15 protein-coding genes, 2 tRNA genes and 3 rRNA genes are annotated in these 20,577 nt (G+C 58.1%); 5 read left to right on the top strand and 15 right to left on the bottom strand.

The window, feature by feature from the left end:
• Positions 1–184 precede the first annotated feature (184 nt).
• Both yejK and HW090_RS16980 read left to right on the top strand, forming a co-directional pair.
• Positions 185–1,192 (top strand): nucleoid-associated protein YejK, encoded by a 1,008-nt coding sequence (gene yejK, locus HW090_RS16985; protein WP_179114633.1) that lies wholly within the window; start codon positions 185–187, stop codon positions 1,190–1,192.
• A 156-nt stretch (positions 1,193–1,348) separates the two neighbouring features.
• Positions 1,349–2,146 carry an undecaprenyl-diphosphate phosphatase gene (locus HW090_RS16980; protein ID WP_179114632.1) on the top strand — a complete coding sequence of 266 codons (798 nt, stop codon included), beginning with the start codon at positions 1,349–1,351 and terminating at the stop codon, positions 2,144–2,146.
• Position 2,147: 1 nt separating this feature from the next.
• Here the strand turns inward: HW090_RS16980 and HW090_RS16975 are convergent, their stop codons facing one another.
• A complete protein-coding gene (locus HW090_RS16975) occupies positions 2,148–2,432 on the bottom strand; it encodes a GIY-YIG nuclease family protein (RefSeq protein WP_179114631.1) in 285 nt (94 codons plus the stop codon).
• A gap of 155 nt (positions 2,433–2,587) precedes the next feature.
• Here HW090_RS16975 and mltF point away from each other — a divergent pair, with 155 nt between their 5' ends.
• Positions 2,588–4,048, top strand: a complete 1,461-nt coding sequence (mltF, locus tag HW090_RS16970) for a membrane-bound lytic murein transglycosylase MltF (protein WP_179114948.1) — start codon at positions 2,588–2,590, stop codon at positions 4,046–4,048.
• Here mltF and ybaK read toward each other — a convergent pair.
• Positions 4,043–4,519, bottom strand: a complete 477-nt coding sequence (ybaK, locus tag HW090_RS16965; protein WP_179114630.1) for a Cys-tRNA(Pro) deacylase — start codon at positions 4,517–4,519, stop codon at positions 4,043–4,045. The two genes, mltF and ybaK, sit on opposite strands and share 6 nt — an antisense overlap.
• Positions 4,520–4,586: 67 nt before the next feature.
• Between ybaK and glpD the strand changes: the two genes are divergently transcribed.
• Together glpD and metR are read left to right on the top strand one after the other, a co-directional pair.
• The gene (gene glpD / locus HW090_RS16960; RefSeq protein WP_179114629.1) at positions 4,587–6,113 is read left to right on the top strand and encodes a glycerol-3-phosphate dehydrogenase; all 1,527 of its coding nucleotides are present in this window, start codon (positions 4,587–4,589) and stop codon (positions 6,111–6,113) included.
• A 74-nt stretch (positions 6,114–6,187) separates the two neighbouring features.
• Complete coding sequence (metR, locus tag HW090_RS16955; protein WP_179114628.1) at positions 6,188–7,114, top strand: transcriptional regulator MetR; 927 nt, start codon at positions 6,188–6,190, stop codon at positions 7,112–7,114.
• Between the two features lie 10 nt (positions 7,115–7,124).
• Here metR and HW090_RS16950 read toward each other — a convergent pair whose 3' ends face one another.
• From HW090_RS16950 to pqqA, 13 genes are all read right to left on the bottom strand, one after another.
• Complete coding sequence (locus HW090_RS16950; RefSeq protein ID WP_179114627.1) at positions 7,125–8,762, bottom strand: Na+/H+ antiporter; 1,638 nt, start codon at positions 8,760–8,762, stop codon at positions 7,125–7,127.
• A gap of 224 nt (positions 8,763–8,986) precedes the next feature.
• Positions 8,987–9,102: ribosomal RNA gene (rrf, locus tag HW090_RS16945) — 5S ribosomal RNA — on the bottom strand.
• Positions 9,103–9,251: 149 nt separating this feature from the next.
• Positions 9,252–12,142: ribosomal RNA gene (locus tag HW090_RS16940) — 23S ribosomal RNA — on the bottom strand.
• Positions 12,143–12,394: 252 nt separating this feature from the next.
• Positions 12,395–12,470 (bottom strand) — tRNA-Ala (locus HW090_RS16935).
• Positions 12,471–12,500: 30 nt separating this feature from the next.
• Positions 12,501–12,577, bottom strand: a tRNA-Ile gene (locus tag HW090_RS16930).
• Positions 12,578–12,670: 93 nt separating this feature from the next.
• Positions 12,671–14,206 (bottom strand): 16S ribosomal RNA (locus HW090_RS16925).
• Together the 16S, 23S and 5S rRNA genes with 2 tRNA genes alongside form the textbook arrangement of a ribosomal RNA operon.
• A gap of 485 nt (positions 14,207–14,691) precedes the next feature.
• Complete coding sequence (locus HW090_RS16920; protein ID WP_179114626.1) at positions 14,692–15,894, bottom strand: YeeE/YedE family protein; 1,203 nt, start codon at positions 15,892–15,894, stop codon at positions 14,692–14,694.
• Positions 15,895–15,964: 70 nt separating this feature from the next.
• Positions 15,965–16,879, bottom strand: a complete 915-nt coding sequence (locus tag HW090_RS16915) for a sulfurtransferase (RefSeq protein ID WP_179114625.1) — start codon at positions 16,877–16,879, stop codon at positions 15,965–15,967.
• Positions 16,880–17,081: 202 nt separating this feature from the next.
• Positions 17,082–18,236 carry a pyrroloquinoline quinone biosynthesis protein PqqE gene (gene pqqE / locus HW090_RS16910; protein ID WP_179114624.1) on the bottom strand — a complete coding sequence of 385 codons (1,155 nt, stop codon included), beginning with the start codon at positions 18,234–18,236 and terminating at the stop codon, positions 17,082–17,084.
• Positions 18,196–18,486 (bottom strand): pyrroloquinoline quinone biosynthesis peptide chaperone PqqD, encoded by a 291-nt coding sequence (gene pqqD, locus HW090_RS16905; RefSeq protein WP_179114623.1) that lies wholly within the window; start codon positions 18,484–18,486, stop codon positions 18,196–18,198. Before pqqD ends, pqqE begins: the two co-directional genes overlap by 41 nt.
• Positions 18,483–19,235 (bottom strand): pyrroloquinoline-quinone synthase PqqC, encoded by a 753-nt coding sequence (gene pqqC / locus HW090_RS16900; RefSeq protein ID WP_179114622.1) that lies wholly within the window; start codon positions 19,233–19,235, stop codon positions 18,483–18,485. The genes pqqD and pqqC overlap by 4 nt, the downstream gene beginning before the upstream one ends.
• A 39-nt stretch (positions 19,236–19,274) precedes the next feature.
• On the bottom strand, positions 19,275–20,186 hold the full coding sequence (gene pqqB / locus HW090_RS16895; protein ID WP_179114621.1) for a pyrroloquinoline quinone biosynthesis protein PqqB: 912 nt from the start codon (positions 20,184–20,186) through the stop codon (positions 19,275–19,277).
• Between the two features lie 50 nt (positions 20,187–20,236).
• Positions 20,237–20,308 carry a pyrroloquinoline quinone precursor peptide PqqA gene (gene pqqA, locus HW090_RS16890; protein ID WP_003284930.1) on the bottom strand — a complete coding sequence of 24 codons (72 nt, stop codon included), beginning with the start codon at positions 20,306–20,308 and terminating at the stop codon, positions 20,237–20,239.
• Positions 20,309–20,577 lie beyond the last annotated feature (269 nt).

The raw sequence follows: 20,577 nt of genomic DNA, 5'->3' as shown, positions 1-20,577 counted from the left end.
TGCAGTACTCCATATCAGTGATGTGCGCCAGCTATGTACCAGCCGAACATGACGATTAGACGTCAGCCGGCCCATTGCCGGACTCACCGCCTGGCCTGGCAAGAACCTGCTCCGGCAGTCATCCCTCTCAGGTAGACTGCGCACCACTCACCGGCACACTGCCCGAATCGCGTACGAGACACCCATGCCTATCCGCCACTGCATCGTCCATCTGATCGACAAGAAGCCCGACGGCACGCCTGCCGTACTGCATGCCAGAGACTCCGAACTGGGGCTCTCGCAAGCCATGGAGAACCTCCTGGCAGACCTCAACGAAAGCTACAACGCCAAGCAAGGCAAGGCCTGGGGCTACTTCCACGAAGAGTCGGGCGCCTACCCTTTCAGTGGCTGGCTCGAGCACTACCTGGACGAGCAGCGTGATTTCACCTCGTTCAGCCGCGAAGCCGTCGAGCACCTGAGCAAGTTGATGGAAGAGTCCAACCTGTCGACCGGCGGCCACGTGCTTTTCGCACATTATCAGCAAGGCATGACCGACTACCTCGCCATTGCCCTGCTGCATCACAGCGAAGGCGTGAGCGTGACCGATGCCCTGGATGTCGCACCGGCCAAGCACCTTGACCTGGGCCAGTTGCACCTCGCCGCCCGTATCAATATTTCGGAATGGCGGAACAACAAACAGTCCCGCCAGTACATCTCCTTCATCAAGGGCAAGAACGGCAAGAAGGTCTCGGAATACTTCCGCGACTTCATCGGTTGCCAGGAAGGCGTGGATGCGCCGAGCGAGACCCGTACCTTGCTCAAGGCTTTCAGCGACTTCGTGGAAAGCGAGGACCTGGCTGAAGAACAGGCCCGCGAGAAGACCAGCGCGCTGGTGGACTACGCCAGTACACAGGCCAAGCTGGGCGAGCCCATGACGCTCGAAGAGCTGTCGATGGTCGTCGACGAGGACCGCCCTCGTGCCTTCTACGAGCATATCCGCAACAAGGATTACGGACTCTCGCCGGAAATCCCGCCGGATAAGCGCACGCTCAACCAGTTCCGCCGCTTCACCGGTCGCGCCGAAGGACTGTCGATCAGCTTCGAAGCCCACCTGCTGGGTTCGCGCATCGAGTACGACGAGACACGCGACATGCTGATCATTCGCCAGATTCCCACGCAACTGGCTGATCAGCTCAAGCGGCGCAAGGACTGAGCGGACCTTTCGACGTGCCACAGGCTATGCCAACCCTGGCTGCGAGCTACGGAACAATAAAGCACCAGGTGCTTTTTACCCTGCACGGGGAATTATTCCGTCACAGCCAGTCATATGGCTCCAGGCATCGCACTATTCAGGCAGTAAGGGCAAAAAATGGAATGGTTCCACATCGTCATTCTCTCGCTCATCCAGGGCATCACCGAGTTTCTTCCGGTCTCATCCTCTGCACACCTGATCCTGCCCTCGCAACTGCTGGGCTGGCCTGACCAGGGGCAGGCCTTCGATGTGGCCGTGCATGTCGGGACGCTCCTGGCAGTCATCATGGCCTTCAGGCACGAACTGCACGCCACGACCCGAGGCTGGTTCCGCCATGTACTCCAGGGCCAGGCCAGCGCCGAGGGTCGCCTGGGCTGGGCGATCATCATCGGTACACTGCCGGCGGCACTGGCGGGCCTGATGTTCGAAGACTATATCGAGCAATACACCCGCTCGATGCTGGTCATCGCGGTGACCACCATCCTCTTCGGCCTGGTGCTGTGGTGGGCGGACACCCGCAGTCCACGCAGCGATGAGCTGGACCGCATGACCTGGCGCAAAGCCCTGCTGATCGGCCTGGCGCAGATGCTGGCACTGATCCCCGGCACATCCCGCTCCGGCATTACCCTGACCGCCGCGCTGATGCTCGGCTTCAACCGCCAGGCGGCAGCACGCTTCTCCTTCCTGCTGTCGATTCCACTGATCCTGGCCGCTGGCGGCCTGAAAACGCTGGAACTGGTGGAGTCCGGCAGCAGCGCTCAATGGGGAGACATGCTGATTGGCGCCGCACTCTCCTTCGTTTCAGCGCTGCTCTGCATCAAGCTGTTCCTCGCGGCGCTCAACCGGATTGGCATGCTGCCCTTCGTCATCTATCGCCTGGGTCTGGGCGTTGCCCTGCTCTTCATCGCCCTGTAAGTCAGACGGCACGGGCCTGGTGAGCCCAGGCCTGCACCAGCCCTTCCTTGGCGACCTTCTTCAATTGCTTGATGGCCCTCTCCCTGCGCAATGCGCCGCTCTTGTCGGCGCAGGTTTCCACGTACACCAGGGCCACCGCCGGACTGGAATGAAAGAAACGTGCGCCACGCCCACTGCAATGAGCAGCAAAACGCCGAGCCACATCGTCACTGATACCGCAATACAAGGCCCCATTGGCTGCCCGTACCAGATAGACGAACCAGGGTTTTTCTTGACGCTCGCTCATGCTCCGCTCATTTCTCAGGGCCATCACAGGGCGGCAAAGCTTGCATGAAGAACGCCGCTTTCACCACCACCGGAAACCGGATGGGAGAATCCCTAACAGAGCGCAAGAGCGCTGTCGATATATTGAGCATCCTGGGCTTTGCGTATACTGCACCGATGTTTGCCCATACCCCACTCCGCACGCGCTGTGCCCGCTGGCTGTTCGCAGCGGGCCTGGTCCTGACGCTCGGCAGTTGCGCTGAAAAACCCAGCCAGCTCCAACAGATTCGGGAAGACGGCGTATTGCATGTGATCACCCGCAACAGCCCGTCGACCTATTTCCAGGATCGCAACGGCGAGGCCGGGTTCGAGTTCGAACTGGTCCAGCGCTTCGCCAGCCATATCGGTGTAGAACTGAAGATCGAAACCGCCGAGAACCTCGAGGAAATCTTCTCACGACTCAACCGCCCCGGCGGCCCGGACATGGCTGCCGCCGGCCTGGTGGCCAGCACGGGGCGCGAAGAACAGGTGCGCTTTGGCCACCCCTATCTGGACGTCGTCACACAGGTCATCTATCGCAAGGGCAACCCTCGCCCCACACGTTCGGAAGATTTGGTCGGCAAACGAATCCTGGTCCTCAAGGGCAGCAGTCAGTCGGAAAAACTGGAAGCCCTCCGCGCACAACTCCCCAACCTGCGCTACGAGGAATCCGACGCGGTCGAGGTGGTCGACCTGTTGAGAATGGTCGATGAAGGCCAGATCGACCTGACCCTGGTCGAGTCCAACGAGCTGTCGATGAACCAGGTCTATTTCAGCAACGTGCGCAGTGCCTTCGACCTCGGTGAGCAGAACAGTCTGACCTGGATGTTCGCCAAGGGTGACGACCGCAGCCTGATCGACGCCGCCAATGCCTTTCTGGAAGAAGCAGAGAAGAACGGCACCCTGAAGCGCCTGCGCGAGCGCTACTACGGCCACGTGGACATGCTGGGTTATGTCGGCGCCTATGCCTTCGCCCAGCACCTGCAACAACGTCTGCCTCGCTACGAGAAACTGTTTCACTCGACCGCCAGGGAATTCGGCGTGGACTGGCGGCTACTGGCCGCGATCAGCTACCAGGAGTCCCACTGGCTACCGGATGCGACGTCGAAGACCGGTGTGCGCGGCCTGATGATGCTCACCTTGCGTACCGCCCGGGCCATGGGTGTGAGCGACCGCCTCGACCCGGCCCAGAGTATCCGCGGCGGCGGCAAGTACCTGCTGAAAATCCACCAGGGCCTGCCCGAAGAGATCGAAGAGCCGGACCGCACCTGGTTCGCGCTGGCAGCCTACAACGTCGGCGGCGGCCATCTGGACGATGCCCGCAAGCTGGCCGCAGCGGAAGGCCTCGATCCGAACAAATGGCTGGATGTGAAACAGATGCTGCCTCGCCTGGCACAGAAGCAGTGGTACAGCAAGACTCGCTATGGCTACGCCCGTGGCGGGGAGCCGGTGCACTTCGTCGCCAACATTCGCCGCTACTACGACATCCTCACCTGGGTCACTCAGCCCCAGTTGGAAGGCCCCTCGCTGGGACAGAGCGACATGCATATCCCCGGTATCTACGCCACTGAACTGGACAGCAACCTGCCACCGCTATGAGGCCGCCCGGCCAATACTGGCGAAAGTGGCGGACGTCTGCTCGGCCAGGGTCGCGGCCGACAGTTCGACCTCCAGGCCACGCCGCCCGGCACTGACATACATGCTGGGCAGTGCCTGGGCCGAGACGTCGATAAAGGTGCGCAGACGCTTCTTCTGTCCCAGAGGGCTGATGCCGCCAACCAGGTAGCCCGTGGTGCGCTGTGCCAGTTGTGGATCGGCCATCTCCACCCGCCTGACCCCGGCCGCCTGCGCCAGGGCTTTCAGGTCCAGCGTACCGGCCACGGGTACCACCGCCACCAGCAACTCATGGCGCTCGCTGCTGGCCAGCAGCGTCTTGAATACACGCCCAGGCTCCAACCCCAGTTTCTCGGCGGCCTCCAATCCATAGGACGCGGACTTGGGATCATGTTCGTAACTGTGGATGCGGTGTTCCGCACGCTGCTTTTTCAGAAGATCGATGGCGGGAGTCATGGCTGCGGATGAAGTGAAACGACGAAGGCTGTACCTTAGCGAAAAAACCGGTCGGATGCTCATACCCATGGAAAATCAGGCACCTATCTCGGAAGTCTACGACCTGGCAGTGATCGGTGGCGGCATCAACGGAACGGGCATAGCTGCCGAGGCGTCCAGTCGCGGATTGAGCACCTACCTGTGCGAACGCGACGACCTCGCCAGCCATACCTCGTCGGCCAGCAGCAAGCTTATCCATGGCGGTTTGCGCTACCTGGAGCATGGCGAATGGCGGCTGGTCCGCGAAGCCCTGGCCGAACGTGAGATCCTCATGCGCAAGGCGCCACATCTGGTTCGTCCGCTGCGCTTCATCCTCCCTCACCGTCCGCATTTGCGCAGCGCCTGGCTGATTCGCCTGGGCCTGTTCCTCTACGATCACCTGGGCAAACGCCAGACACTGGCCCCCTCCAGGCATATCCGCTGCGATGCCGAGGGGCCGCTGCTGGGTGACATCACCCAGGGCTTCGAATACTCCGATTGCACGGTGGACGACTCACGCCTGGTCGTCCTCAACGCCATTGCGGCCAGGGAACAGGGCGCCCATGTCCACACCCGTACCCGTTGCCTGAGCGCGCATCGCAGTCGTGGCCTGTGGCACCTGCATCTGGAGCGGGCCGATGGCAGTCGCTATTCGATAAGAGCCAGCGCCCTGGTGAACGCGGCAGGCCCCTGGGCCATGGAGGTCATCACCGGCAGGCTCGGGCTGGAGTCGCTGCACGCGCTGCGGCTGGTACAGGGCAGCCACCTGATCGTCCCTCGCCTGCATGAGGGCGAGCAGGCCTACATCCTGCAACATGAGGACCGTCGTATCGTCTTCGCCATCCCTTACCAACGTGACTTCACCCTGATCGGCACCACCGATCGTGACTACCGTCAGGATGCGTCCGAAGTGCGTATCAGCGACGATGAAATCGACTACCTCCTCGGCATCAGCAACAGTTACTTCAAGCGGCAATTGTGCCGTGAAGACATCCTGTATTGCTTCTCCGGCGTTCGCCCGCTGCTGGCGGAGCGGCAAGGGAAGGCATCCGAAGCGACCCGGGATTACCACCTGCAACTCGATGCGGACAGCCAGGGCCATGCGCCTCTGCTGTCGATATTCGGTGGCAAGCTGACGACCTATCGCATGCTCGCCGTCAACGCACTCGAAAAGCTCAAACCCTGGTTCACAGACTTGCCAGACGGAAACAGTGCAACTCTCCCTCTTCCTGGCGGCGATCATGACGATCCCCATGCACTGGCCATCGAGCTGCTCGAACACTCGCCCTGGCTGCCGCACTCACTGGCTCATCGCTGGGCCTGGAGTTACGGCAGCCGTGCCTGGCGCCTGCTGGCGTCTGCCTGTGAGCTTGCCGAACTGGGCGAACACCTGGGGGGCGATCTATATGCTTGCGAGGTGGAATACCTCATGGAACAGGAATGGGCCATGACAGCAGAAGACATCCTCTGGCGCCGCAGCAAACTGGGACTGCATGCTCCCGCCCTGCACCAGAGCCTGGAAGACTACCTGCACCGGCGCATGACGCTTCGCCAGAGCCCTGCGTTCACAAGATGAAGTGTATTCATGCTAAAAACTGAATATTCAGGCAGAATCCTCGGATTACGGCCATCAGCTGTCCAGGAGCTTTCATGCTGGAAATCCGTCACCTGAAAACACTTCATGCCTTGAGGGAAACCAACAGCCTGGTCGAGGCAGCCGAGCGCTTGCACCTGACGCAGTCGGCACTTTCGCACCAATTCAAGGAGCTGGAAGAACGCCTGGGACAACCACTGTTCGTGCGCAAGACTCGCCCCGTGCGCTTCACCAGCGCAGGCCTGCGCCTGTTGCAATTGGCCGATGACGTACTGCCCCAGTTGCGCAGCGCAGAACGCGACCTGGCACGCCTGGCCGGCGGCACGGCGGGACGTCTGCACATGGCAATCGAATGTCACAGTTGCTTCCAGTGGCTGATGCCCACGATCGACCAGTTCCGCAATGCCTGGCCGGAAGTCGAACTCGACCTGGCCTCGGGCTTCTCCTTCGCACCGTTGCCGGCCCTCGCCCGTGGCGACCTCGACCTCGTCGTGACGTCAGACCCCATCGAGTTGAGCGGCATCACCTATGTGCCACTGTTCACCTACGAAGCCATGCTGGCTATCGCCAACCAGCACCCACTGGCGGAGCAGCCCTACGTCCGCCCGGAAGACCTGGCCAGCGAAACCCTGATCACCTACCCGGTCGAGCGCGACCGACTGGATATTTTCACGCGCTTTCTCGAACCTGCCGATGTCGAACCCGCACAGATCCGCACGTCTGAACTGACAGTAATGATGATGCAACTGGTCGCTTCAGGCCGTGGTGTCTGCTGTGTACCCAACTGGGCCCTGCACGAGTACAGCGTACGCAACTATGTCACCGCCAAGCGCCTGGGCGAGAAAGGCCTGATCGCGACCCTGTTTGCCGGCATACGCACGGACATGCTGGATTCACCCTTCATGCGCGACTTCCTGCTGACCGCCAAGGACACCTCCTTCGCCACGCTGGAAGGCGTCAGTGCGGCACAGAAGGAGCGCTGAGAGGGCCGGTTCACCGCAACATCTGCGCATCCTGAAGATCGATCTCACGAATCAGACGGCGCGCCAGATCCTCGTCGAGATGATCTTCCCTCGCGAGGCGGAACAGCTCATCACGTTCGGCGCGCAACCCGACCTGGCGCAGTTGCTGTTCGATCTCGAAGGTGACATCGAACTGTGCCTGGGCCTCGCCATGGTCCGAGCGCCGATCGATGCGGTAGCGATACAGATCGCTGACCCGAGCCGCCGCCTCGACGTACAGGTCTACATCCTGCTGATTCTTGCTCATGGCGTGCTGCGCCTTCTCGATAGCGCGTATGGCCGCCTCGGCAGCAAGAATACGCGCCTTGTCCTCCTCTGCTCGCTGCTGAGGCTCATCCGGCACATCCAGCCCTTTCAATAGCCATGGCATACCGATACTGGCAACGATCAAGGACACAATGATCACCCCCGCCGCCAGCAGAATGGCCAGGTCACGGACCGGGAAGGCCGTGCCGTCCGCCAGCAGCAATGGCAGTGTGAGAACACCCGCCAGAGTAATCGCACCACGGACACCCGCCACCGATGTGGCGGCAGCGACACGCAAGGTCGCACGTGGGCTCTGGGCATACATCTGCCCTCCGCCGAACAGCGTGAAGCGAATCGACACCCACACCCAGAGAAAACGCAGGACACCCAACGCCAGGTTGATGATCAGCACATAAGCGATCAACCAGACAGGATCGTGATGCCCCGTCTCACTCACAACTTGACTGGCACCGGCAATGATCCCTGGCAGTTGCTCGCCCAGCAGCACGAAAATCAGGCCATTGAGTGCAAACTGCAGCATGTCCCAGACCGCAGAGCGACGAATACGGGTGATCGCAAGCGCCTTCCCGGTCAGTTCGCTGTAACTCATGGTGATACCAGCCGCCACAGCGGCAAGAATCCCCGAGCAATGCAGATGCTCGGCAATCAGATAGACGAAGAACGGTATCAGCAGACTCATCAGAATCTGCGCACCCGGCTCTTCACCGAAACGCCGAGCCAGCCAGATCGTCCCGCGTGACAAACCCCAGGTCACGACAACACCGATGGCGATGCCTCCCAGAGCCAGTTGCCCAAAGGTAAGAACAGCATCGCCGAGGGCGAAGGTTCCGGTCAGGGCCGCCGCAACGGCAAACCGCAAGCAGACCAGGCCTGATGCATCATTCAGCAGGGACTCGCCCTCCAGAATATGCATCAACCGTTTCGGCACCGGTACTCGCGCAGCAATCGCGGAAAGCGCGACAGGGTCGGTTGGAGAAATAACCGCCGCCAGCGCAAAAGCGACAGCCAGGGGCATGGAGGGAATCAACCAATGAATGAAATAACCGGCCCCCAGCACCGTCATCACGACCAGGCCAAGGGCCAGGGCCAGGATTGTCCCCTTGTCTCGAAACAACCCCTCCTTGGGAATCTGCCAGCCATCCAGAAACAACAAAGGAGGCAGAAACAGCAGAAAGAATATCTCTGGATTCAGCTCGAGCCGCCAGCTGGAAGCCATGCCGATGCAGGTTCCCAACGCGATCTGCATCAGAGGCAACGGCAGTGGCACAGGTAATACGCGGACCAGCATGCTGCTGAAGAAGACCGCGATGAACATGATCAGAACAAGAGTGATTGTTTCCATTACATTCCCAGAGCGCCCTTTGGAGTGCACTTGCTGATCAAGTGCTTCCTAATATTTCCGACTATTCTCCGGATAACAGCACTCGGTGAAAACCGCTTTTTAATCCCATGTCTTTCAACGTCTGTGCGGGACAGCCGCGCTTGAGCGGGCCATCACCTTGGCATATTTTTCTCATTGCAAAGACAAACCCCCCGATCCATTAGGACCGGGGGGTTTGATTAGAAGCTTGACGATGACCTACTCTCACATGGAGAAACTCCACACTACCATCGGCGATGCGTCGTTTCACTACTGAGTTCGGGATGGGATCAGGTGGTTCCAACGCTCTATGGTCGTCAAGCAATTCGGTTGCTGTCTCGGGGTTTAGCCGCTACAGCGAATTGGGTATGTGATGTCTATGGTAATGCTTTGTAGTGCTCTTGCAAACTTTCGGTTTGTCGACTTTACCTTCGACACCCTCTGCTGTGCAGCAGATTGTTTGGGTGTTATATGGTCAAGCCTCACGGGCAATTAGTACTGGTTAGCTCAACGCCTCACAACGCTTACACACCCAGCCTATCAACGTCGTAGTCTTCGACGGCCCTTCAGGGAGCTCAAGGCTCCAGTGAGATCTCATCTTGAGGCAAGTTTCCCGCTTAGATGCTTTCAGCGGTTATCTCTCCCGAACATAGCTACCCGGCAATGCCACTGGCGTGACAACCGGAACACCAGAGGTTCGTCCACTCCGGTCCTCTCGTACTAGGAGCAGCCCCTCTCAAATCTCAAACGTCCACGGCAGATAGGGACCGAACTGTCTCACGACGTTCTAAACCCAGCTCGCGTACCACTTTAAATGGCGAACAGCCATACCCTTGGGACCGGCTTCAGCCCCAGGATGTGATGAGCCGACATCGAGGTGCCAAACACCGCCGTCGATATGAACTCTTGGGCGGTATCAGCCTGTTATCCCCGGAGTACCTTTTATCCGTTGAGCGATGGCCCTTCCATACAGAACCACCGGATCACTAAGACCTACTTTCGTACCTGCTCGACGTGTCTGTCTCGCAGTCAAGCGCGCTTTTGCCTTTATACTCTACGACCGATTTCCGACCGGTCTGAGCGCACCTTCGTACTCCTCCGTTACTCTTTAGGAGGAGACCGCCCCAGTCAAACTACCCACCATACACTGTCCTCGATCCGGATAACGGACCAGAGTTAGAACCTCAAGGTTACCAGGGTGGTATTTCAAGGTTGGCTCCACGCGAACTGGCGTCCACGCTTCAAAGCCTCCCACCTATCCTACACAAGTAAACTCAAAGTCCAGTGCAAAGCTATAGTAAAGGTTCACGGGGTCTTTCCGTCTAGCCGCGGATACACTGCATCTTCACAGCGATTTCAATTTCACTGAGTCTCGGGTGGAGACAGCGCCGCCATCGTTACGCCATTCGTGCAGGTCGGAACTTACCCGACAAGGAATTTCGCTACCTTAGGACCGTTATAGTTACGGCCGCCGTTTACCGGGGCTTCGATCAAGAGCTTCGCTTGCGCTAACCCCATCAATTAACCTTCCGGCACCGGGCAGGCGTCACACCCTATACGTCCACTTTCGTGTTTGCAGAGTGCTGTGTTTTTAATAAACAGTCGCAGCGGCCTGGTATCTTCGACCAGCAAAGGCTTACGTAGTAAATACTTCACCCTCACCGGCGCACCTTCTCCCGAAGTTACGGTGCCATTTTGCCTAGTTCCTTCACCCGAGTTCTCTCAAGCGCCTTGGTATTCTCTACCCAACCACCTGTGTCGGTTTGGGGTACGGTTCCTGATTACCTGAAGCTTAGAGGCTTTTCCTGGAAGCATGGTATCAACCACTTCACTTTCTAAAAGAAAGCTCGTCATCAGTTCTCGGCATTGATTTCCCGGATTTACCTAAGAAACCTGCCTACCACCTTAAACTTGGACAACCAACGCCAAGCTGGCCTAACCTTCTCCGTCCCCCCATCGCAGTAACCAGAAGTACGGGAATATTAACCCGTTTCCCATCGACTACGCTCTTCAGCCTCGCCTTAGGGACCGACTCACCCTGCGTCGATTAACGTTGCGCAGGAACCCTTGGTCTTTCGGCGTGCGAGTTTTTCACTCGCATTGTCGTTACTCATGTCAGCATTCGCACTTCTGATACCTCCAGCAAGCTTCTCAACTCACCTTCACAGGCTTACAGAACGCTCCTCTACCGCTCAACTTACGTTGAACCCGTAGCTTCGGTGCATGGTTTGAGCCCCGTTACATCTTCCGCGCAGGCCGACTCGACTAGTGAGCTATTACGCTTTCTTTAAAGGATGGCTGCTTCTAAGCCAACCTCCTAGCTGTCTAAGCCTTCCCACATCGTTTCCCACTTAACCATGACTTTGGGACCTTAGCTGACGGTCTGGGTTGTTTCCCTTTTCACGACGGACGTTAGCACCCGCCGTGTGTCTCCCGTGCTGACACTTGCCGGTATTCGGAGTTTGCATCGGTTTGGTAAGTCGGGATGACCCCCTAGCCGAAACAGTGCTCTACCCCCAGCAGTGATACACGAGGCGCTACCTAAATAGCTTTCGAGGAGAACCAGCTATCTCCGAGCTTGATTAGCCTTTCACTCCGATCCACAGGTCATCCGCTAACTTTTCAACGGTAGTCGGTTCGGTCCTCCAGTTAGTGTTACCCAACCTTCAACCTGCCCATGGATAGATCGCCCGGTTTCGGGTCTATTCCCAGCGACTAAACGCCCTATTAAGACTCGCTTTCGCTACGCCTCCCCTATTCGGTTAAGCTCGCCACTGAAAATAAGTCGCTGACCCATTATACAAAAGGTACGCAGTCACCTAACAAAGTAGGCTCCCACTGCTTGTACGCATACGGTTTCAGGTTCTATTTCACTCCCCTCTCCGGGGTTCTTTTCGCCTTTCCCTCACGGTACTGGTTCACTATCGGTCAGTCAGTAGTATTTAGCCTTGGAGGATGGTCCCCCCATATTCAGACAAAGTTTCTCGTGCTCCGTCCTACTCGATTTCATTGATAAGAGATTTTCGTGTACGGGGCTATCACCCACTATGGCGGCACTTTCCAGAGCCTTCCACTAATCTCAAATCAACTTAAGGGCTAATCCCCGTTCGCTCGCCACTACTAAGGGAATCTCGGTTGATTTCTTTTCCTCAGGGTACTTAGATGTTTCAGTTCCCCTGGTTCGCCTCATACACCTATGTATTCAGTGCATGATACCCAGCTTATGCTGGGTGGGTTCCCCCATTCAGAGATCTCCGGATCAAAGTCTGTTTGCCGACTCCCCGAAGCTTATCGCAGGCTACAACGTCTTTCATCGCCTCTGACTGCCAAGGCATCCACCGTATGCGCTTCTTCACTTGACCATATAACCCCAAGCAATCTGGTTACGATCTCGAACGTGAAGACGACATTCGCCGAAAATTTGCGTCTTGAGAACTACAAATTTTACCTTGACCAAACTGATTGTCAGTGAAAACAATCAGTCAGTCTTACTTCTATCACATACCCAAATTTTTAAAGAACAGTTCTGGCGCAAAGTCCAGAACTCAACACCCTTCCCACCTTGCGGCTTCGAGTGGCGCTCAGTTCTGAGCTTTCAGCGATTTCAGAGTGAATGGTGGAGCCAAGGAGGATCGAACTCCTGACCTCCTGCGTGCAAAGCAGGCGCTCTCCCAGCTGAGCTATGGCCCCATCTACTGACTGGCCACGACCCTTGACAATTGGTGGGTCTGGGCAGATTCGAACTGCCGACCTCACCCTTATCAGGGGTGCGCTCTAACCAACTGAGCTACAGACCCAATCGTCTTACTCTCGGGTCTAAACCCAATCGCTTTTCGCAAGTGAATCAAGCAATTCGTGTAGGTGCTTATGACGAAGCTGATGTCGTCGATTAAGGAGGTGATCCAGCCGCAGGTTCCCCTACGGCTACCTTGTTACGACTTCACCCCAGTCATGAATCACACCGTGGTAACCGTCCTCCCGAAGGTTAGACTAGCTACTTCTGGTGCAACCCACTCCCATGGTGTGACGGGCGGTGTGTACAAGGCCCGGGAACGTATTCACCGTGACATTCTGATTCACGATTACTAGCGATTCCGACTTCACGCAGTCGAGTTGCAGACTGCGATCCGGACTACGATCGGTTTTATGGGATTAGCTCCACCTCGCGGCTTGGCAACCCTTTGTACCGACCATTGTAGCACGTGTGTAGCCCTGGCCGTAAGGGCCATGATGACTTGACGTCATCCCCACCTTCCTCCGGTTTGTCACCGGCAGTCTCCTCAAAGTGCCCACCCGAAGTGCTGGTAACTGAGGACAAGGGTTGCGCTCGTTACGGGACTTAACCCAACATCTCACGACACGAGCTGACGACAGCCATGCAGCACCTGTGTCTGAGTTCCCGAAGGCACCAATCCATCTCTGGAAAGTTCTCAGCATGTCAAGGCCAGGTAAGGTTCTTCGCGTTGCTTCGAATTAAACCACATGCTCCACCGCTTGTGCGGGCCCCCGTCAATTCATTTGAGTTTTAACCTTGCGGCCGTACTCCCCAGGCGGTCGACTTAATGCGTTAGCTGCGCCACTAAGATCTCAAGGATCCCAACGGCTAGTCGACATCGTTTACGGCGTGGACTACCAGGGTATCTAATCCTGTTTGCTCCCCACGCTTTCGCACCTCAGTGTCAGTAGTAGCCCAGGTGGTCGCCTTCGCCACTGGTGTTCCTTCCTATATCTACGCATTTCACCGCTACACAGGAAATTCCACCACCCTCTGCCATACTCTAGCTTTGCAGTTTTGAAAGCAGTTCCCAGGTTGAGCCCGGGGCTTTCACTTCCAACTTACAAAACCACCTACGCGCGCTTTACGCCCAGTAATTCCGATTAACGCTTGCACCCTTCGTATTACCGCGGCTGCTGGCACGAAGTTAGCCGGTGCTTATTCTGTCGGTAACGTCAAAACTCCAAGGTATTAACTTGAAGCCCTTCCTCCCAACTTAAAGTGCTTTACAATCCTAAGACCTTCTTCACACACGCGGCATGGCTGGATCAGGCTTGCGCCCATTGTCCAATATTCCCCACTGCTGCCTCCCGTAGGAGTCTGGACCGTGTCTCAGTTCCAGTGTGACTGATCATCCTCTCAGACCAGTTACGGATCGTAGCCTTGGTAGGCCTTTACCCTACCAACTAGCTAATCCGACCTAGGCTCATCTGTTAGCGTGAGGTCCGAAGATCCCCCACTTTCTCCCGTAGGACGTATGCGGTATTAGCTCGAGTTTCCCCGAGTTATCCCCCACTAACAGGCAGATTCCTAGGCATTACTCACCCGTCCGCCGCTCTCAAGAGAAGCAAGCTCCTCTCTACCGCTCGACTTGCATGTGTTAGGCCTGCCGCCAGCGTTCAATCTGAGCCATGATCAAACTCTTCAGTTCAATACTGCTAGAACCCCGAAGGATTCAAATTTTAGCTCAGCAATCGCAAAAAACTCTCAAATTAACGAGTGTTACTTGTGATGCTGATAATCTGGTGACTATCAGTCTTACATTCACAAGCACCCACACGAATTGCTTGATTCAAGTTGTTAAAGAGCGTTTCGATCAAGTCTTTCGTCTCAACCGAGGCCGCGCATTCTACAGCAGCCTTGCTACCTGTCAAGTTGTTTTTGAAGAACTTTTCGTTTCTTCTCAACCCCTTGCGCTTCGATCCAGCTTGAAGCGGGAGGCGAATTCTACAGACCGTCACCGAACTGTCAACCGCTTTTCTCGCCTCGATTCAGCTATCGAATCGACCACTTCGACACACCGGAAAAACCATTCAAACCTAACGTAACTCGTTGATCTGTAAAAGCTTTTCCTTCGCTACCGCGCCGGAAGTGGTGCGCATTATAGGGGCTCAGAAAACAGCGTCAACCCTTATTTCATGCTTTCGTCGAAATCGCTTCGAAACGGCGTCGCCCCTTGAGTCCGAGCCACAAGCCGACGAAGCAGAACAACGCGAACAGCCAGCCAGACAGGGCCCCAGCCATGATCCCTGAAAGCAGGGTTCCTACAGTACACCCAAGGCCAACCATCGCCCCCCACCCCATCAGGATGCCTCCCGACAGGTTACGCACTGCTTCGGCAACACCCGGCCAGCGCGGACGGAAATCCCCGGCAATCAACGCACTGCCGAACGAAGCCAGCACCAGCGCAGCGATGAAGACGCCGTTGTTCGACAGCAGGCTTTCCTTGATCACGGTCGCGCAGCCGCGGAATCCATCCAGCCCATGCAGACGCTCGGGCAACCAGCCCTGCCCTGTCGCCAGGGTGCGTGCAATGCTCCCCAGCTCGGCCGTCACGCCCAGAGGCGCGACCCGCAGGTAAGCGATGGTGCCGATAAAAGCGACCAGCAGCCCACCACACCAGACCGGCCAGCGTGAGCGCAGCAGGCGCTCCGGCAAGGAACGAACCGCCCCAGGAGTAGCCTGATCCGGCACAGGCAACGCCCCCCTGGAGAGCCACCAGGCAATCACGGCAAGCACCGCCAGTTGCAATAACAGGGAGCCCGCATACCCCAGCGAATGCGGCAGCCAGATGACCGGCGAGGCCTGTATGACACTCAGGTACAACCCATTCCAGCTCAGAAACCCCAGGATAAAACCCAAAAGCGCACCAACCAGAGCAGCCAGCGAAGCGATGGAGCCCTCGCCCACTCTATATAAGTGGGCACTGATGCAAGAGCCAGAAACCGACATACCGATGCCAAACACCAGAGCAGCCAGCGCTAGCACATAACTGACAGGGCCGATATGCGCCCCAGGAGGCAAACGCCCCGCCACCGGCTCAGGCAGGAAAGCACCAAAGACCGCATGGTAACCAACCAACCCCACCGCCAGAGCCGCAACCAATCCGAGTAGCCCGCGCCCATCCCGCTCTTCCAGATATTCACGGGAGATACAGAAGAAGCAGAACCGCGAGCGTTGCAGTACCCAACCGAAGGTGCCGCCAAGGACCAGGGATAACCCGAGCAATCGCCCCTCATGGGAGCCATCATCCAGGTACCACCCCGCCAGCAGCAACAAGGAAAGGATCGAGGCACCGGCAAATACCGGTAGCCGTTTGAAACCTGTATCGAGGGTCATCCATGGACTCCAGTCATGAAAAAGCCGTGCGCCACTTTATAGAGTGGCGCACGGCATCGAAGGTGATGACTTATTGATTACCCCAGACGGTCCCGGCCAGGTTGGTGATGGGTACGCCGACCGAGTTGCCGTATTCGGTCCAGGAGCCATCGTAGTTACGAACGTCATAGCCGAGAATCTTGCTCAGCGCGAACCAGGTATGACTGGAGCGCTCGCCGATACGGCAGTAGGTGATGATGGGCTTGGAGCCGTCCACACCCTTGGAAGCGTAGAGTTTCTTCAACTCTTCCTTGGACTTGAAGGTGCCATCCTCGGCCACAGCCTGCCCCCAGGGTACGTTCACAGCGCCCGGTACATGCCCGGCACGGATCGCCAGCTCCTGGAAGCCTGGAGCGGCGAACAGCTTGCCGCTGTACTCGTCCGGACCACGAATGTCGATCAGCGCAACGTCCGCCTCTTTCTTCGCCGCCGCAACGACATCCGGAAGGAAGGCACGCAGGGATTTGTCAGCCTCGGCCAGGGTCACGTCACCGGCCTTGTAGGTCTTGGCCACACTGGCGAGCGGACGCTTTTCGTCCTCCCACTTCTTGCGCCCGCCATCCAGCAGCTTGACGTTGTCGATCTGGTAGACGTCGAACACCCAGGCGCCCCAGGCAGCGAACCAGTTGTTGCTGTCGCCGTAGAGGATAGTGGTGGTGTCCTTGGATACGCCGGCCTTGCGCAGCAAGGCCTGCAGTTGCTCACGCGAAGCGATGTCACGGTTCACCGTATCGACCAGATCGGTGTGCCAGTTGAGGTTGACCGCCCCCGGAATATGCCCCCGCTCGAAGACACCAGGGTTCACGCTGACTTCGATGATCCGCACTTTGGGATTGTCGATGTTCTTTTCCACCCAGTCGGTGTCGACCAGGTAATCGCTGGCCCAGGCAGGACCAGTGGTGATGATTGCGAGGGCCCCCGCAACGAACAGCTTTCTCAGTGTCATATCGGATTCTCCATAAACCGTGGGTCTCGGCCCGGCGGACCTTATGGAGAAGATAAAAGAATAAAAAATATTCTATAAATAACTTTTAAGAATTTGCTTGGATCAAAATTCAACCATGACTCCAGGCCGCATGGCAGAGCGCTCGCCACTACCGAGGTGGAAAACGGCAAGCTGGAAACGTCGTCCACCAGCCTGCCGGACCTCAGGCCTTGGCGATCAGCCGCGAAGCTCGCTCGTTACGGAAGGTCAACTCGGTCATTGCTCCCGGCGCCTCCTCCGCCTGGCGTCGGGCGGCCAGTATCTTGCCGTGATCGGCCGACTTGCTGCAGACCGGGTCGGCATTGCTCGCGTCACCGGTCAGCATGAAGGCCTGACATCGGCAACCGCCGAAGTCCCTATGCTTCTCATCGCAATTGCGGCAGGGTTCCGGCATCCAGTCATCCCCCCGGAAGCGGTTGAACCCGAAGGAATGTCGCCAGATGTATTCGATGCTATGGGTCAGCACGCTGGGAAACTCCACCGGTAATTGGCGCGCGCTGTGGCAAGGCAAGGCCGTGCCGTCCGGGGTAATGTCGAGGAAGAGGTTGCCCCAGCCGTTCATGCAGGCCTTCGGTCTCTCCTCGTAGTAGTCGGGCGTGACGAAGATCAGTTTGCAGGGATGGTTCTGCGCCGCGAGCTTTTCCCGCCACTGGTTGGTGATGGCCTCGGCACGCACCAATTGCGCCTTGCTCGGCAGCAGTCCGGCCCGGTTCAGCTCGGCCCAGCCATAGAACTGACAGGTGGCCAGCTCGACGAAGTCCGCCTCCAGTTCTACGCACAATTCGATGATGCGGTCGATGTTGTCGATGTTGTGCCGATGGGTGACGAAGTTGAGCACCATCGGATAACCATGGGCCTTGACCGCCCGCGCCATTGCCAGCTTCTGTGCGAAGGCCTTCTTCGAGCCGGCCAGCAGGTTGTTCACCTCTTCGTCGGCTGCCTGGAAGCTGATCTGGATATGGTCCAACCCGGCCTCGCTGAAGGAGGCGATCTTTTCCTCGGTCAGGCCAATGCCGGAGGTGATCAGGTTGGTGTAGTAACCCAGGTCGCGCGCGGCACGGATCAGGATGGCCAGGTCTTGACGTACCAGCGGCTCCCCACCGGAAAAACCCAGTTGGGCAGCCCCGAGCGCCCGCGACTGGCGGAAGACCTCGATCCACTGCTCCGTGGTCAACTCCTGCTTGTTGCGCGCGAAATCCAGCGGATTGGAGCAATACGGGCATTGCAACGGGCAGCGGTAGGTGAGCTCGGCCAGCAGCCACATCGGTGGCCCCGGCTCATGCCCCGGCTTGCTGAAACTCGATCCACAGCTGTGCATGGGCAATCTCCAGAAACGCCAGGATATCTTCGTCCACACCCGGAATATCGGGGTATCGGCGTTCGAGTTCGGTGATGATGGCCGCGATGTCGCGCTGGCCATCCACGTGCAGGAGTATTTCCCCCGCGCTCGCATTCAGCTTGATCATGCCTTCCGGGTAGAGCAGCACGTGGCAATCCTGCACGGGCTCCCATTGCAGGCGAAAACCACGGCGAATACGTGGTACGGCATCCTGTGTGGGCAGGCTCATAGCAAGCCTCCGCGGTGCCAGACACGCTCGTTCGTCACACTGTGATAAGGCGGACGCTCCAGTTCATAGGCCATACTCATGGCATCGAGCATGCTCCAGAGCACGTCCAGCTTGAATTGCAGGATCTGCAGCATGCGCTCCTGGGCGTCGCGGGTACGGTAGTGGTCGAGGGTGATGCGCAGGCCGTGCTCGACGTCACGCCGCGCTTCCTTCAGACGCTTGCGAAAGTAGTCGTAGCCGCTGGCGTCGATCCAGGGATAGTGCTGCGGCCAGCTGTCGAGCCGGGACTGGTGGATATGCGGCGCGAACAACTCGGTCAGGGAACTGCTGGCCGCTTCCTGCCAGTTGGCCCGACGGGCGAAATTGACATAGGCATCGACGGCGAAACGCACCCCCGGCAGAACCAGCTCTTCGGACAGCACCTGCTGCCGATCGAGCCCCACGGCTTCCGCCAGGCGCAGCCAGGCTTCGATACCGCCCTCTTCTCCCGGCTCGCCATCATGGTCGAGGATGCGCTGTATCCATTCGCGCCGGGTGTCTCGATCAGGGCAGTTGGCCATGATCGCCGCATCCTTCATCGGGATGCAGACCTGATAGTAGAAGCGATTGGCGACCCAGCCCTGTATCTGTTCACGAGTCGCGCGCCCTTCATACATGGCGCGGTGATAGGGATGGTGGATATGGTAGTAGGCGCCCTTGGCGCGCAACGCCTGCTCGAATTCCTCGTGGCTCATTGCCGGCTGATTCATGGCATAACCTTTTATTGTCGTTGTAATAAAGGCAGCGGATTACAGCTCGATATTCATACCGTCCCAGGCGACCTCGATCTGCCGCTCCCGCAGTTGCGTACGCTCGGGCGAATCCTCGTCGAGGATCGGATTGGTATTGTTGATATGGATAAGAATCTTGCGCTGCTCAGGGAAGCCTTCGAACACCTCGATCATGCCGCCCGGGCCGCTCTGCGGCAGGTGGCCCATCTCGCTTCCGAGCTTGTCGCCCACCTCACACACACGCATTTCATCGTCGCGCCAGAGGGTGCCATCCACCAGCAGGCAATCGGCCTGCGCCATCGCCAGCAACACCTCGGCAGTGATCTGCCCAAGGCCAGGCGCATAGAACAGACGCCCACCGGTGTGGCGATCCTCGATAAGCAGGCCGATGTTGTCGCCCGGATGAGGATCGTTGCGGTGAGGCGAATACGGTGGCGCGGAACTGAGCAAGGGAATGGCACGGATACTCAGTCCAGGGCAAGCCGGCACCTCGAAGGTACCGTCCAGCGAAATCGTCTTGTGCCTCAGGCCACCATTCCAGTGGCTGAGCATATTGAACAGCGGAAAGCCTGTCGTCAGGTCCTGGTGGACCATCTCGGTGCACCAGACATCGTGCGGGCAGCCTTCGCGCAACGTGAGCAGCCCGGTGGTGTGGTCGATCTGGCTGTCGAGCAGGATGATCCCACCGATAGCCGTATCGCGCAGCCTGCGCGCCGGCTGCAAGGCCGAGAAGGACTCAAGCTGGCTGCGAATGTCCGGCGAGGCGTTGCAGAGAATCCACTGCTCGCCCGTGTCACTGATCGCGATGGAAGACTGGCTGCGCGGGCTGGCATTCAGTTGCCCGGAACGCACGCCACGGCAATTGCGGCAATTGCAGTTCCATTGAGGAAAGCCACCACCGGCGGCCGAACCCAGAATCCGTACGAACATCGGTACAGTCTCCCCAGGAGTTGGAGCCCCGGAGAACCGGGGCGGAACACTCAGCGGTTGGCGAAGTACATGGTGACTTCGAAGCCAATGCGCATATCGGTGAAGGCGGGTTTAGTCCACATGGGTCAATCCTCTTGTTATTAAGGGAGGCCGGATGATTCCGACGTACCGAGTTAACCACCAGCCCCGGCATCACCGAATGGTACTTTCGAAGGAGATACGGCTTGATTTGGTAGCAGGTGGCACACAGGCCAGGGCAAGGCGCCATGTACGCTGCGAGGGCCTTGCGACAAGTATTTAACTAGTCGTAAATCGCTTGTGCTGCCCTGACGTTCGTGGCGTTGCCAATCCAGTACCAACCCTCATACACCTGGTTTACGGGCAGAGGCGG

The organism is Pseudomonas sp. ABC1 (assembly GCF_013395055.1).
Lineage (GTDB): Bacteria > Pseudomonadota > Gammaproteobacteria > Pseudomonadales > Pseudomonadaceae > Stutzerimonas.
This window is presented reverse-complemented; position numbering and strand designations above follow the sequence as displayed.

What these genes read in the sequence shown, in the direction of transcription:
- yejK (WP_179114633.1), top strand. Translation starts at nt 185, where the DNA reads ATGCCTATCCGCCACTGCATCGTCCATCTGATCGACAAGAAGCCCGAC.
- HW090_RS16920 (WP_179114626.1), bottom strand. Translation starts at nt 15,894, where the DNA reads ATGACCCTCGATACAGGTTTCAAACGGCTACCGGTATTTGCCGGTGCC.
- HW090_RS16975 (WP_179114631.1), bottom strand. Translation starts at nt 2,432, where the DNA reads ATGAGCGAGCGTCAAGAAAAACCCTGGTTCGTCTATCTGGTACGGGCA.
- pqqE (WP_179114624.1), bottom strand. Translation starts at nt 18,236, where the DNA reads ATGCACAGCTGTGGATCGAGTTTCAGCAAGCCGGGGCATGAGCCGGGG.
- pqqD (WP_179114623.1), bottom strand. Translation starts at nt 18,486, where the DNA reads ATGAGCCTGCCCACACAGGATGCCGTACCACGTATTCGCCGTGGTTTT.
- HW090_RS16980 (WP_179114632.1), top strand. Translation starts at nt 1,349, where the DNA reads ATGGAATGGTTCCACATCGTCATTCTCTCGCTCATCCAGGGCATCACC.
- pqqB (WP_179114621.1), bottom strand. Translation starts at nt 20,186, where the DNA reads ATGTTCGTACGGATTCTGGGTTCGGCCGCCGGTGGTGGCTTTCCTCAA.
- HW090_RS16950 (WP_179114627.1), bottom strand. Translation starts at nt 8,762, where the DNA reads ATGGAAACAATCACTCTTGTTCTGATCATGTTCATCGCGGTCTTCTTC.
- glpD (WP_179114629.1), top strand. Translation starts at nt 4,587, where the DNA reads ATGGAAAATCAGGCACCTATCTCGGAAGTCTACGACCTGGCAGTGATC.
- ybaK (WP_179114630.1), bottom strand. Translation starts at nt 4,519, where the DNA reads ATGACTCCCGCCATCGATCTTCTGAAAAAGCAGCGTGCGGAACACCGC.
- metR (WP_179114628.1), top strand. Translation starts at nt 6,188, where the DNA reads ATGCTGGAAATCCGTCACCTGAAAACACTTCATGCCTTGAGGGAAACC.
- mltF (WP_179114948.1), top strand. Translation starts at nt 2,588, where the DNA reads ATGTTTGCCCATACCCCACTCCGCACGCGCTGTGCCCGCTGGCTGTTC.
- HW090_RS16915 (WP_179114625.1), bottom strand. Translation starts at nt 16,879, where the DNA reads ATGACACTGAGAAAGCTGTTCGTTGCGGGGGCCCTCGCAATCATCACC.
- pqqC (WP_179114622.1), bottom strand. Translation starts at nt 19,235, where the DNA reads ATGAATCAGCCGGCAATGAGCCACGAGGAATTCGAGCAGGCGTTGCGC.